Source organism: Pseudomonas juntendi (genome assembly GCF_009932375.1).
GTDB classification, from domain to species: domain Bacteria; phylum Pseudomonadota; class Gammaproteobacteria; order Pseudomonadales; family Pseudomonadaceae; genus Aquipseudomonas; species Aquipseudomonas juntendi.
Genome location: NZ_BLJG01000046.1, coordinates 20847 through 33471, shown reverse-complemented (window position 1 = coordinate 33471; position 12625 = coordinate 20847). Strand labels below are relative to the sequence as shown.

General features: G+C 62.6%; 11 protein-coding genes and 1 pseudogene. 5 read left to right on the top strand and 7 right to left on the bottom strand.

Annotated features, from left to right (window positions below; translation table 11 throughout):
• Window positions 1-103: 103 nt before the first annotated feature.
• Window positions 104-1558 (bottom strand): pyruvate kinase, encoded by a 1455-nt coding sequence (gene pyk, locus GYA94_RS07070; protein WP_009685639.1) that lies wholly within the window; start codon window positions 1556-1558, stop codon window positions 104-106.
• Window positions 1559-1792: 234 nt separating this feature from the next.
• On the opposite strand from pyk, the gene GYA94_RS07065 reads away from it, so the two are divergent.
• From GYA94_RS07065 to sbcB, 3 genes are all read left to right on the top strand, one after another.
• On the top strand, window positions 1793-2179 hold the full coding sequence (locus tag GYA94_RS07065) for a tetratricopeptide repeat protein (protein WP_009685638.1): 387 nt from the start codon (window positions 1793-1795) through the stop codon (window positions 2177-2179).
• A 123-nt stretch (window positions 2180-2302) separates the two neighbouring features.
• Window positions 2303-2662 (top strand): PilZ domain-containing protein, encoded by a 360-nt coding sequence (locus GYA94_RS07060; RefSeq protein WP_009685637.1) that lies wholly within the window; start codon window positions 2303-2305, stop codon window positions 2660-2662.
• Between the two features lie 59 nt (window positions 2663-2721).
• The gene (gene sbcB / locus GYA94_RS07055) at window positions 2722-4155 is read left to right on the top strand and encodes an exodeoxyribonuclease I (RefSeq protein WP_054912075.1); all 1434 of its coding nucleotides are present in this window, start codon (window positions 2722-2724) and stop codon (window positions 4153-4155) included.
• A gap of 74 nt (window positions 4156-4229) precedes the next feature.
• Here sbcB and mvaT read toward each other — a convergent pair whose 3' ends face one another.
• On the bottom strand, window positions 4230-4607 hold the full coding sequence (gene mvaT / locus GYA94_RS07050; RefSeq protein WP_009685634.1) for a histone-like nucleoid-structuring protein MvaT: 378 nt from the start codon (window positions 4605-4607) through the stop codon (window positions 4230-4232).
• Between the two features lie 284 nt (window positions 4608-4891).
• Here mvaT and purU point away from each other — a divergent pair, with 284 nt between their 5' ends.
• Window positions 4892-5743 (top strand): formyltetrahydrofolate deformylase, encoded by an 852-nt coding sequence (gene purU / locus GYA94_RS07045; protein ID WP_047149623.1) that lies wholly within the window; start codon window positions 4892-4894, stop codon window positions 5741-5743.
• Window positions 5744-5952: 209 nt separating this feature from the next.
• Here purU and gpgF read toward each other — a convergent pair whose 3' ends face one another.
• From gpgF to GYA94_RS28630, 5 genes and pseudogenes are all read right to left on the bottom strand, one after another.
• Window positions 5953-6945: a glucosaminyl phosphatidylglycerol flippase gene (gpgF, locus tag GYA94_RS07040; protein WP_110675676.1), complete on the bottom strand. Its 993-nt coding sequence runs from the start codon at window positions 6943-6945 to the stop codon at window positions 5953-5955.
• Window positions 6942-7706, bottom strand: a complete 765-nt coding sequence (gpgD, locus tag GYA94_RS07035; RefSeq protein WP_054905769.1) for an N-acetylglucosaminyl phosphatidylglycerol deacetylase — start codon at window positions 7704-7706, stop codon at window positions 6942-6944. Before gpgD ends, gpgF begins: the two co-directional genes overlap by 4 nt.
• Window positions 7699-8820, bottom strand: coding sequence for an N-acetylglucosaminyl phosphatidylglycerol synthase (gpgS, locus tag GYA94_RS07030; protein WP_161892014.1), 1122 nt, complete (start codon window positions 8818-8820; stop codon window positions 7699-7701). Before gpgS ends, gpgD begins: the two co-directional genes overlap by 8 nt.
• Before the next feature lie 159 nt (window positions 8821-8979).
• Complete coding sequence (locus tag GYA94_RS28635) at window positions 8980-9744, bottom strand: methyl-accepting chemotaxis protein (RefSeq protein WP_371262796.1); 765 nt, start codon at window positions 9742-9744, stop codon at window positions 8980-8982.
• 93 nt (window positions 9745-9837) lie between these two features.
• Window positions 9838-10854, bottom strand: a pseudogene (locus GYA94_RS28630) (cache domain-containing protein); the annotation flags it as partial.
• 169 nt (window positions 10855-11023) lie between these two features.
• Between GYA94_RS28630 and GYA94_RS07020 the strand changes: the two are divergent.
• Window positions 11024-12484 carry a helicase HerA-like domain-containing protein gene (locus GYA94_RS07020; RefSeq protein ID WP_161892012.1) on the top strand — a complete coding sequence of 487 codons (1461 nt, stop codon included), beginning with the start codon at window positions 11024-11026 and terminating at the stop codon, window positions 12482-12484.
• The last annotated feature ends 141 nt before the right edge of the window (window positions 12485-12625 follow it).

Genomic DNA, 12625 nt, shown 5'->3' with positions numbered 1-12625 from the left:
GCCCGCTCCCACAGGGGTAACGACAGGCCTGAAGCTAGCGCTGTACCTGTAGGAGCGGGCATGCCCGCGAAGGGCCGCAGAGCGGCCCCCCTCTGAGGCAGGCTCAGCCGACCAGCGGATCACCCACATGCAGGATCTTCATGCCATTGGTGCCACCGATGGTGTGGTAGCTGTCCCCTTTGGTCAGGATCACCCAGTCGCCTTGTTCTACCAAGCCACGCTTGAGCAGTTCGTCGACAGCTGCCTGGCTGACTTTGTCGGCGGGCAGCGAAGCGGGGTCGAAGGCAATCGGGTAGACGCCACGGAACATATTGGCCCGTGCCTGCGTCGCGCGGTGCGGCGAGAGCGCGAAGATCGGCACGTGCGAGCGCAGGCGCGACATGATCAGCGGGGTGTAGCCGCTTTCAGTCAAGGCGATGATCGCCTTTACGCCCGGGAAGTGGTTGGCCGTGTACATCGCCGCCAGGGCGATGCTTTCGTCGCAGCGCTCGAAGGTGGTGTGCAGGCGGTGGCTGGAGCGCTGGCTGGTCGGGTGCTTCTCGGCACCGGAGCAGATGCGGGCCATGGCCTGTACGGCTTCGATCGGGTACGAACCGGCAGCACTTTCCGCCGACAGCATGACCGCGTCGGTGTTGTCGAGCACGGCGTTGGCCACGTCGGACACTTCGGCACGGGTCGGCATCGGGTTCTGGATCATCGACTCCATCATCTGGGTCGCCACGATCACTGCCTTGTTGTTGCGGCGAGCGTGCTGGATGATCTTCTTCTGAATGGCGATCAGCTCGGCGTCGCCGATTTCCACGCCCAAGTCACCGCGGGCGACCATGACGGCATCGGAAGCGAGGATCAGCTTGTCCAGGGTCTCGTCGTCGGCAACGGCTTCGGCGCGCTCGATCTTGGCCACCAGCCAGGCGCTGCCACCGGACTCGTCACGCAGCTTGCGTGCGTATTCCATGTCGCTGGCGTCCCGCGGGAACGACACGGCCAGGTAGTCCAGGTCCATTTCCGCAGCCAGCTTGATGTCGGCCTTGTCTTTTTCGGTCAGGGCCGGTGCGGTCAGGCCGCCACCTTTACGGTTGATGCCCTTGTGGTCCGACAGCGGGCCACCGATGATCACCACGCAGTGCAGGGCATCGGCGGTGGCGGTTTCGACGCGCATGACCACGCGGCCATCGTCGAGCAGCAGTTCGTCACCGACACCACAGTCCTTGACCAGGTCCGGGTAGTCGATGCCGACGATATCCTGGTTGCCTTCGGTCAGCGGGTGGGCGGTGGAGAAGGTGAACTTGTCACCGATCTTCAGTTCGATGCGCTTGTTGGCGAACTTCGCGATGCGGATCTTCGGACCCTGCAGGTCGCCCAGCAGTGCAACATGGCGGCCGTTCTTGGCAGCGATGTCGCGGATCAGGCGCGCGCGGGCCTTGTGCTCGTCCGGCGTGCCGTGGGAGAAGTTCAGGCGTGCCACGTCGAGACCGGCGAGGATCAGCTGTTCGATCACTTCCGGCGAGTTGCTGGCGGGGCCAAGGGTGGCGACGATTTTGGTACGGCGGATGCTCATGCACAGACTCCTATAGTGAAGCGCAGCGAAAGGCTACTCCTGAATCTCGCTGTAGTCATTGTTCCGTTGCACTACCTGTGACTTCCGGGGTAGGGCAGCTGCAAGCTACAAGCAGTAAGCTACAAGGAAAAGCGCGCGCGGCATTCATGCCGCTCGTGGCGGCCTGGCACTTGTCGCTCGCCGCTGAAGAAAACCCGACAGCGGCCGATAGGTTTGCTATCAAAGGAGATTGCCATGCGAGCCCTGATCGTTTTTGCCCTCGCCGCCAGTGCTGTCGGCTGTACCCGCTGGTCCATGGACCACCACCTGAACAATGCCTATCGCGCCTATGACCGGGGTGATTGCGCGCGGGTGATGCTGGAGCTGTCACAAGTAGACCGTACCAGCCGCGCGCGCCCGTTCATCCACCCCGAAGTGTCGCTGCTGCGCGGCCAGTGCCTGGAGCGCCAGGCGTTGTACGTGGACGCCGCCCAGACCTACCAGTACCTGATCCAGCAATACCCGCGCAACGAGTACGCCTATCGCGCCCAGGCCCGCCTGCAGACGCTGGAGAAGCTCGGCCATTTGCGTGGTACCGAAGCGGCCGTGGCCCGGCCGGCGACTACTGCACCTTGGCGCTAATACAAAGGTGTGGTTTATTTCACGGGATTCGCAGCGCGTGCTGCGCTAATCTGTAACCCAGCTGTTACAACAACCGCCAGTACCTTGTATTCCTGGCATCAGGTACGGAATACACTCGCCATCATGTTCAACAAACGCCGCATCGAACGCCATCAGCTCCCTTGTGCCCTCAAGGTGTTCAACCGCTTTACCGACCAGGAAATCGGCCTGCTCGGCAACGCCTCGGAAGACGGCCTGATGGTCATCAGCCAACTGCCCGTGCTGGTAGGGCCCGATTATGAACTGCAACTTCGCATGCCGCTGGCCGGCGGCGGGTTCCAGTTCGTCAACCTGACCGCCAGTTGCCTGTGGTGCAGTGAGGACCAGACCCCTGGGCATTACGATTCGGGCTTCATGCTGCTGCAGGCCCCGCGCGAGTACGACGATTTCGTGCGCTCGCTGCGCGACTATTTCAGCTTCCGCCCGGCCAACGCCTCTGCCTGAGCCTTGGCGCCCTGGAATCGCGTTAGAATCGGGTCGACCTCGCAAGACAGGACGACCCCGTGACCTCCAGCATTTTCTGGCACGACTACGAAACCACCGGCATCAACCCTCGCTGTGACCGGCCGCTGCAGGTCGCCGGCCTGCGCACCGACTTCGACCTCAACGAGATCGACGAGCCGATCAGCCTTTACTGCCGCCCCGCCGACGATATTCTGCCGCACCCGGCCGCGTGCCTGGTGACTGGCATCACCCCGCAGTTACTGGCCGAGCAGGGCCTGTGCGAAGCCGAATTCATGACCCGCGTGCATGCGCAGCTGGCCCAACCAGGCACCTGTGGGGCGGGCTACAACACCCTGCGTTTCGATGACGAAGTGACCCGCTACAGCCTGTACCGGAATTTTTTCGACCCCTATGCCCGTGAATGGCAGGGCGGCAACAGCCGCTGGGACCTGATCGACATCGTGCGCACGGCCTACGCCCTGCGCCCGGAGGGCATCGAGTGGCCGCAGCAGGACGGGCGCACCAGCCTGCGTCTGGAGCTGTTGAGCAAGGCCAACGGCATTGATCACGGGCATGCGCATGAAGCGCTTTCCGACGTGCGGGCAACCATTGCCCTGGCGCGACTGATCCGGCAAAAACAGCCGAAGTTGTATGACTGGCTGTTCCAGTTGCGCAGCAAGCATAAAGTCATGGAACAGATCCGCTTGCTACAACCGCTGGTGCATGTATCCGGGCGTTTTTCAGCAGCGCGTAATTACCTGGGGGTGGTCTTGCCATTGGCCTGGCACCCGCACAATCGCAATGCACTGATTGTCTGCGACCTGCATCAGGAAACCCTGCCATTACTCAGGGAAAGTGCTGAAGTATTACGTCAGCGCTTGTACACCCGGCACGAGGATTTGGCCGAGGGCGAACTACCGGTGCCGCTTAAACTGGTACAGATCAATCGCTGCCCGGTACTTGCGCCACTGTCGGTATTACGCCCTGCCGATCAACAGCGGCTGGGCATCGACTTGACGTTGTTACAATCGCGCGGTGAACAGTTGGCCGATCAACAGGCGCAATGGCAGGACAAGCTGGAGCACATTTACGGCAAGGACGATTTCGCGCCGAGTGAGGACCCAGAGCAGCAGTTGTATAACGGTTTTATTGGTGACCGTGACCGGCGTCTATGCGAGCAAGTTCGTGCGCTGGAGCCGGCGCAATTGGGCCGGGGGCAGTGGCTGTTCGATGACCCGCGCTTGCCTGAGCTGTTGTTCCGTTACCGGGCGCGCAACTTTCCGGACACCTTGACCCCCGAGGAGCGCCAGCGGTGGTATGCGTTCTGCCAGCAGCGCCTTAGCCAGCCGCAGTGGGGGGCGCCGAACACATTGGGTGATTTCGAGCAGGCGCGCCTGCAAGCCTGGGAGCGCGCCGACGAGGCCGGGCGGCGCGTGCTGGAGGCATGGCAAGTACATGCCCGGAACTTGCAACAACAGTTTGCAATTGACTGAAGGCCAGACAAACAAAAACGCCGGCAATGTGCCGGCGTTTTTGATTGCGATAAGCAAAGGCCCGGGCTGAACAATCAGTCCAGCAGGGTAGCCCAGCTCTCGACCACGTCGCCGCCCCACTTGGCTTTCCACTCTTTCAGGGTCTTGTGGTTGCCGCCTTTGGTTTCGATCACTTCACCGTTGTGCGGGTTCTTGTATTGCTTGACCTTGCGGGCACGCTTGGTAGCAACAGCCTTGACGGTGCCACGCGGTGCTTTGCTCAGTTTCGACTCAGGGTCGAGCAGGGCAATCACGTCGCGCAGGGACTTGGAGTACTCGCCCATCAGGTTGCGCAGTTTGCCTTCGAACTCCAGCTCTTTCTTCAGCTTGTCGTCCTGCGACAGGTTGGCCAGGCGAGCCTGAAGTTCTTTGATGGCTTCTTCGGTGGCGCGGTACTCGTTGATCAGGGACATGGAGTGTTCCTTAATGCGTGTTCGGAAATGTGTGGGGCAATAATAGACAGCCGATACTCGCAAGTAAACATAATGTTGGGCAATTAACTGTTGATTAAGCTGTGACAATATTTCTCCGGTGAACAAAAATTTACATTAGCGTGTGCCATTTCGCCGGCTGTGTCAGATAGTGTCCACATTGCCAGCGTGGTTGCTACAGTGGCCGCGACCGCTGCAATCAATACTGCGCTTTTCCTTGCGTGCCGCTAGAATAAGCGCCTTTGCGAAGTTCTGGAGTCTCATTCATGCGCACCTATCGTCTGGTGATCGCCTGCCCCGACCGTGTAGGGATCGTGGCGAAAGTCAGTAATTTCCTGGCCTTGTACAATGGCTGGATCAACGAAGCCAGCCATCACTCCGATGAGCAGAGCGGCTGGTTCTTCATGCGTCATGAAATCCGCGCCGAATCATTGCCCTTCGGTATCGAAGCCTTCCGTGAGGCGTTTGCGCCGATTGCCGAAGAGTTCTCCATGACCTGGCGGATAACCGACTCGGCGCAGAAAAAGCGCGTGGTGCTGATGGCCAGCCGCGAGTCGCATTGCCTGGCTGACCTGTTGCACCGCTGGCATACCGATGAACTGGACTGCGAGATCCCGTGTGTCATTTCCAACCACGACGACCTGCGCAGCATGGTCGAGTGGCACGGCATACCGTTCTTCCATGTACCGGTCGACCCCAAGGACAAGGCCCCGGCCTTTGCCGAAGTGTCGCGCCTGGTCGAAGAACACGCGGCCGATGTCGTGGTGCTGGCCCGCTACATGCAAATCCTGCCGCCGCAACTGTGCCGGGACTACGCGGAGAAGGTCATCAACATTCACCACAGTTTCCTGCCGTCGTTCGTGGGTGCCAAGCCTTACCACCAGGCCGCGCTGCGTGGGGTGAAACTGATCGGTGCAACGTGCCACTACGTCACCGAAGAACTGGATGCCGGCCCGATCATCGAGCAGGACGTGGTGCGCGTCAGCCACGCCGACAGCATCGAAGACATGGTTCGCTTTGGCCGTGATGTGGAAAAGATGGTGCTGGCACGTGGCCTGCGTTATCACCTCGAAGACCGCGTGCTTGTGCATGGCAACAAGACGGTGGTCTTCGACTGATACCGTTGGGTTGCCTGCAAGCCTTTGGGGCTGCTCGGCAGCCCTATCGCTACGCTTGAGGAACATACCGATGGCCAAACGGCGCAACCAACCCACCGCCACGGCCCCGCCCACCGTAGGTGAAGGCTGCCTGGCGCGCTATGACCCGCAAGCGCTGGCCGACACCGACGGCACCGATTTCCCCGGCGCCGCCGAACTGTGGCAGCGGCTCAACCCGCCTGGCGCCGCCAGCGCGTCAGCAACGGACGCGCCAGCAGGCACACGAACACCGGCCCGCCTGCCAGCAGGTAAAAGTAATAAGTGACTGCCCGCCAGATGAGGATCGCCGCGGCGGCGGTGGAGCTGCCCACCAGCGGCGTCAGCAGGCTTGCAGACGTCAGCTCGGCCGCACCTGCCCCGCCCGGTAGCAGGCTGAATTGCCCGGCACTGAGCGACAACATCTGCACCAGAAAGCTGGGGATCCATGCCAGCTCCCCGCCCAACCCGCGCAATACCAGGTACAACACGCTGTAGCGCAGCCCCCAGTGGATGCAGGTGAGGGTGAACACCAGCGCCAGCGTGCGCTTGGGCAACTGCCAGGTCTGCGCCAGTGCGGCGATGAAGTGCAGCAGTTTGCGGGCCCAGCGGCGCTTGCGCGGTGCGGCCACGCCCAGGCGTTGCAGCAGCCTGCCGTTGAGGCGCATGAGCGCGCGGCGGTAGCGCAGCAAGCCGATCACCCCGACCAGCGCACTGCACAGCAGCAACGCACTGCCCAGCAACATGCTCTGCTGGCTGTGGCCCAGGCTGTGAAACAATGCGTAGCCCGCAATCGCCAGCATCGCGCAGAAAAAGAACAGCAGGTCGTTCAATTGGTCCATGGCGAACACGGCCCCACTGCGCGCCGGGCCGATGCGCTCGCGTGCCAGCAGCGCCATCAGGGTCAACGGGCCACCGCTGCCGCCGGGGGTGGTGCAGATGGCGAACTCGGTGGCCATCACCACGCCCAGGCTGCGCAGGTGCCCAAGCCTTGCGCCTTGCTGGCCCAGCAACAGGCGCAGGCGCATGGCGTTGATCACCCAGCACAGCAGGATCATGCCCAGCAGGGTCAGCAACAGGCCAGGATCGAACCCTTGCAACCGGGGCAGCAGGTCACTGCCGCCAAGCAGGGCTGGCACCAGCATTGCTGCGATAAGTGCCAGGCCTAGCCAGGCCAGACGGCTCATGCGCTGACCTGGCGGTCCAGCCAGGCGGACTTGGTGAGGGGTTCGCGACCTTGAGCCATCAGGGTGCGCAGGGTATTGAGCCAGTACTCGCGGGAGCTACGGTGGCGCATGTCCACCGGGTGCAGGCCCAGGCGCAGGGTTTCGGCGTTCTGCCACCGTCTGCACTGCCAGTCGCACAGGGCCCGCGAAAGCCCCCGGCGCCAAGCACTGCGGGCGCTCCACACCAGCCCTGGCGCCTTGATCGGGGTGAACTCGGGCAAGCGGTACAGGTGCTGCGGTGTGCTGGTGTAGCGCAAAGGCAGCTGGCGCAGCGCCTGGCGGGTGCCTTCGCTCATCAACCAGGCTGGCGCCACGAAACCTGCCACTGGCCATTGCTGTTGGGCGAACACGGCCAGGCCCTGTTCCAGGCGCTGCAGGGCCTGCTGTTGATCAAGGCCATAGAACTCGCCTTCGTGGGTATAGATACGGCGCATGAAGAAGTCGCCTGGCGTGCGCGGCGGCGGGCCGTTGTCGGCATGGTAGTAGCCATGCAGCGCCAGTTCGTCGCCCTCGGCCAGGCGCCGTTCAAGCAGGCGGCAGAACGCCGGTGAGCGCAACAGCGGGTTGCGCTGGTGAAAGTCCGGAACCACCAGCCAAGTCATTGGCACACCGCCGATAGCATCCACAGCCTCCACGAAAGGTTGGTAGTCGGGCCATGTTTCAGGCGCGACATCATGCAGTACCAGCATCAGGCTACGCGGTGCGGGGCGTGACTCAAGCATGGGCGCGCACCAGAGGCTGATGGCCGAGCACGGCCTGGTAGTGCTGCAGCAGGCCCGCCACCACGTTGTCCCATGAGTAGTGTTGCTCGACGTGGCGGCGCGCCTGTGCGCCCAGCTTGCGCACACCTGCCTCGAATGCCTCGCGCACGGCTGTGGCCATGGCCTGGGCATCGTTGGCTGTACACAGGCGGCCGCACTGGTCATTGACGATTTCGCCGAAGGCACCCGCGCGCACGGCGACCACCGGCGTTGCACTGGCCATGGCTTCGAGAATGACCAGGCCGAAGGTTTCCTGGTCGCCGGCATGCACCAGCAGGTCGGCGCTGGCCATCAGCCGGGCGACCTCCTCTGGCGGGCAGAACTGGCCGATGACACTGACGTTGTCCGGCACATTGGCGGGCATGCCGGAGCCCACCAACAGCAGGTGGTAGGGGTGGCCCAGCTGCTGCATGCAGGCCAGCAACACCGGCAGGTTCTTTTCCCGGGAGCCACGCCCGGCGTAGATCAGCAGGCGGGTGGTATCGGCGATACCCAGTTCGGCACGCACATTGGCGTCGCGTTTGGACGGGTGGAACGTGGCCAGGTCCACGCCCAGCGGTTGTACGTGTACATCGCGCACGCCCAGGCGGCGCAGTTTGTCGGCCATGACCCGGCTGGGGGCCAGCACCCGGTCGAAATTCCCATATAGCTTGCTGACATAGGCCTCGACATTGGGCGTGAACCAGTTGCCCATGCGGTTGCTGACCAGCAGCGGCAGGTCGGAGTGGTAGAAGCCGATTACCGGCACGTCCAGCTGGCGCCGGGCCTCCAGCGCCGCCCAGGCAGTCAGGTACGGGTCGCCGACCTCGATCAGGTCCGGCTTGAGCGTGCGCAGGGTCTTGCACCACGGGGCCAGGCGTACCGGGAAGCGGTAGCCCTTGCCAAAAGGCAGCGGCAGTGCCGGTACTTGGTAGATGCCGTCGGCATTGTGGGCGCTGGCACCAGGAATCAACAGGCTATGGCGTACGCCCTGGATGGCGTCGAGGCGGTGATGTTTGGCATCAAGATAAGTTCGTACGCCACCGCTGGCGGGGGCGTAGAACATGGTGATGTCGGCGATGTGCACGATCAGCATCCCTCCGGGATCGTCTTTCGGGTCTGTCATCTGGCGCTTGGTTGGCGGCGATGACACGCCTAAAGGTTGACCTTTCAGAAGGATAGTTTGTTCGATCGGGGTTGCGCGGCAAGCTGCCCCAGGGGAGGGGGTGTACCTGCTCCCCTGGGGCGCGTGGGACTAGATCCGGAAGCTGCCCACCAGGTGCTTCAGGCGCCCGGCCTGCTGCTCCAGGTCGGAGCACGCACGCAGGGTGGCCTGCAGGTTCTCCACACCTTCCTGGTTGAGCATGTTGATCTCGTTGATATCCATGTTGATGGCTTCGACCACGGCAGTCTGCTCCTCGGTGGCGGTGGCCACCGACTGGTTCATGCCATCGATTTCGCCAATGCGCACGGTTACGCTGTCCAGCCGTTCGCCGGCCTGGTTGGCGATCTGCATGCTGTCGTTGCTGTGGCGCTGGCTCTGATCCATGGTTTCGACCGATGCGCGGGCACCCACCTGCAGTTCTTCGATCATGGCCTGCACCTGTTGCGCCGATTCCTGGGTGCGGTGGGCCAGGTTGCGTACCTCATCGGCCACCACGGCGAAACCACGCCCGGCTTCACCGGCGCGGGCCGCTTCGATGGCGGCGTTCAAGGCCAGCAGGTTGGTCTGCTGGGAGATACTGGTAATCACTTCCAGAATCTGGCCGATGTTCACGGTTTTGCTGTTGAGGGTCTCGATGTGCTCGCTGGAGGTGACGATCAGGTCCGAGAGCCGGTTCATCGCCGCAATGTTGCGCTCGACCACCTGTTGGCCTTCTTCGGCGAGCAGCCTTGCCGAGCTGGCGTGCTGCGAGGCCTGGGCAGCGTTGCCGGCGATTTCCTGGGCCGCGGCCCCCAGCTCGTTGATGGCCGCGGCCACGCTGTTGGTGCGGTTGGCCTGCTCATCGGAGTTGGTCATTGATGAGTTCGAGGCGCTGATCACCCGCAGCGCCACTTCGTTGACTTGCTCGGTGGCCGAGGACACTTCGCGGATGCTGCTGTGGATACGCTCGACGAAGCGATTGAAGGCGTTGCCGAGAATGCCGAATTCATCGTGGTTATGGATGCGCAGGCGCTTGGTCAGGTCGCCCTCACCTTCGGCGATGTCTTCCATGGCGCGGGTCATGGTGTGCAACGGCTGCATCAGTACGCGAATCAGCAAGCCGAGCAAGGCGATGATGATGACCACGGCGACGACCGTGGCAACCACCGCCGAGGTGCGGAAGGTGCTCAGCATCGAGAAGGCCTTGGCCTTGTCCACCGACAGGCCAATGTACCAATTGGCCGAGGGCAGGCCGGTGATCGGGGTGAATGTCAGCAAGCGTGCCTGGCCGTCGCTTTGCACTTCGGTCAGTTCGTTGCTCAGCTTTGGTGTGTGTTGCGGGAACAGGTCTGACAGCGACTTCATCACCAGGGCCTGGTCCGGGTGTACCAGGATCTTGCCCTGGTCATTGACCAGGAAGGCATAGCCCATACCACCAAAGTCCAGCGAGTTGATGATTTGCACCAGACCGTCCAGCGCCAGGTCGCCACCGACCACACCCACGCTGCTGGAGACCTTGCTGAGGATGCCGATGACCATCTTGTTGGTGGTCATGTCGATGTACGGTTCGGTCAACATGGCCCCGCTGGCATTCATGCCATCTTTGTACCAGGGCCGGGTGCGAGGGTCGTAGCCGTCGGGCATCTTCGCGTCCGGGCGAACACTGAAGCCGCCGTCGATCTTGCCCAGGTAAACGGTCAGGAAGCTGGAGAGCAGTGCGCGCTGGCCCATGAATGTTTCAGCGTTGGCCGGGTTCTGGGCAATGTTCTGCGCCAGGTTTTCCACCAGTTTGATACGCCCGTCGAACAGGTTGCGGATGTTGGTGGACGTGGAAGTACCCATTTCAGCCAGGTAGTTTTCCAGGTCCTCGCGGATGGCATTACGCTGCAGGTAATCGTTGTAAAGGGTGAAAAGGCTGAAGGCGAGTATGACGATCAGTGAGGCGGCCAACAGTATCTTGTGGCTGAAACGCAGGCTTTTATTCATGGCGTAATCGGTTCCGCTAAGGTTTTAATCAGGGCGTTCGCACGAGTGAGGCCGCAAGGCTGTGCAATATCCGGAAAAATCCCTTTTCGGTTGTTCCTCTCTTCTAAGGCGAATATCACCCGAAGGTATCGGCAGGTTTCAGTTAAAGCTTGAGCAGGGGATTAAAGAGATGTCGGAAACTTCGACCATAGTTGTGGGATCGGGCCCGGATGGCCAGCCGCTCGGGCAAGCCATGCGCCTGGCCAACCGCCACGGCCTGGTGGCAGGCGCCACCGGTACTGGCAAGACCGTCACCTTGCAACGCCTGGCGGAAGTGTTCAGTGACGCCGGGGTCGCGGTGTTTGCCGCCGACGTGAAAGGTGACTTGTGTGGCCTGGGCGCCGCCGGTGCACCGCAGGGCAAGGTGGCCGAACGCATCGCCGGCATGCCTTGGCTTGGGCATACGCCACGGGCCTACCCGGTGACGTTGTGGGACATCGCGGGGCAGTCCGGCCACCCGCTGCGCACGACCCTCAGTGAAATGGGGCCGCTGCTGCTGGGCAACTTGCTGGAACTGACCGACAGCCAGCAGGCGGCGTTGTATGCAGCGTTCAAGGTGGCCGACCGTGAAGGCCTGTTGCTGCTCGACCTGAAAGACCTCAAGGCGCTGCTTGCCCACCTGAAAGACAACCCGCAATTGCTGGGTGAAGACAGCGCGCTGATGACCACCGCCTCGACCCAGGCCTTGTTGCGCCGGCTGGCAACCCTCGAGCAACAGGGGGCCGAGGCGCTGTTCGGCGAGCCGGCGTTGCAACTGGAAGACCTGTTGCGTCCGGACCCCGATGGCCGCGGCCGGATCCACCTGCTTGATGCCAGCCGCTTGGTGCATGAAGCCCCCAAGGTCTACGCCACCTTCCTGTTGTGGCTGCTGGCCGAATTGTTCGAGCAGTTGCCCGAGCGCGGCGATGCCGAAAAACCGCTGCTGGCGTTGTTCTTCGACGAGGCGCACCTGTTGTTCAACGGCACGCCCAAGGCGCTGCAGGAGCGCCTGGAGCAGGTGGTACGGCTGATCCGGTCCAAAGGTGTGGGCGTGTTCTTCGTCACCCAGTCGCCGGGTGACTTGCCGGATGCGGTGCTGGCCCAGTTGGGCTTGCGCATTCAGCATGGCTTGCGGGCATTCACGGCGAAGGAGCAGAAGGCATTGCGGGCGGTAGCCGATGGCTTCCGCCCCAACCCGGCGTTCGACACCTTGAGCGTGCTCACCGAACTGGGCATCGGCGAAGCGCTACTGGGGGCGCTTGAAGAGAAGGGCACCCCGGCCATGGTCCAGCGCGTGTTGGTGGCACCGCCGCAATCGCGGATCGGGCCGTTGAGTGCTGCTGAGCGCGGTGCGCTGATTGCTGCTTCGCCGCTGGCCGGGCGCTATGACAAGCCGGTGGACCGTGAGTCGGCCTATGAAATGCTGACCCAGCGCAAAGGCGAGGCCGTGGAGCCGGCGCCGCAACCGAAGGCCGATGAAGAGAGCTTTGCCGACAAGGCCGGTGAGTTCTTGCAGAGTGCGGCGGGGCAGGCGATCAAATCGGCGATGCGACAGGCAGCCAACCAGTTGGGGCGGCAACTGGTGCGGGGGTCCATGGTGTCCAGTTGTTGATGGAAGAAGCCGACAGTCTAGGATGCAGCCGACAAAAAAGGGAGGCCCGAGGGCTAATGCCAGTCAGTTAAGCGTTACTGGGGCTGCTTTGCAGCCCTTCGCGGGCACGCCCGCTCCCACACGTTTGGCGCTGAACTCAAG

Excerpts from the sequence above, each read along its gene's own strand:
- pyk (WP_009685639.1), bottom strand. The coding sequence starts at position 1,558 with ATGAGCATCCGCCGTACCAAAATCGTCGCCACCCTTGGCCCCGCCAGC.
- GYA94_RS07065 (WP_009685638.1), top strand. The coding sequence starts at position 1,793 with ATGCGAGCCCTGATCGTTTTTGCCCTCGCCGCCAGTGCTGTCGGCTGT.
- GYA94_RS07060 (WP_009685637.1), top strand. The coding sequence starts at position 2,303 with ATGTTCAACAAACGCCGCATCGAACGCCATCAGCTCCCTTGTGCCCTC.
- mvaT (WP_009685634.1), bottom strand. The coding sequence starts at position 4,607 with ATGTCCCTGATCAACGAGTACCGCGCCACCGAAGAAGCCATCAAAGAA.
- purU (WP_047149623.1), top strand. The coding sequence starts at position 4,892 with ATGCGCACCTATCGTCTGGTGATCGCCTGCCCCGACCGTGTAGGGATC.
- gpgF (WP_110675676.1), bottom strand. The coding sequence starts at position 6,945 with ATGAGCCGTCTGGCCTGGCTAGGCCTGGCACTTATCGCAGCAATGCTG.
- gpgD (WP_054905769.1), bottom strand. The coding sequence starts at position 7,706 with ATGCTTGAGTCACGCCCCGCACCGCGTAGCCTGATGCTGGTACTGCAT.
- gpgS (WP_161892014.1), bottom strand. The coding sequence starts at position 8,820 with ATGCTGATCGTGCACATCGCCGACATCACCATGTTCTACGCCCCCGCC.
- GYA94_RS28635 (WP_371262796.1), bottom strand. The coding sequence starts at position 9,744 with ATGACCAACTCCGATGAGCAGGCCAACCGCACCAACAGCGTGGCCGCG.
- GYA94_RS07020 (WP_161892012.1), top strand. The coding sequence starts at position 11,024 with ATGTCGGAAACTTCGACCATAGTTGTGGGATCGGGCCCGGATGGCCAG.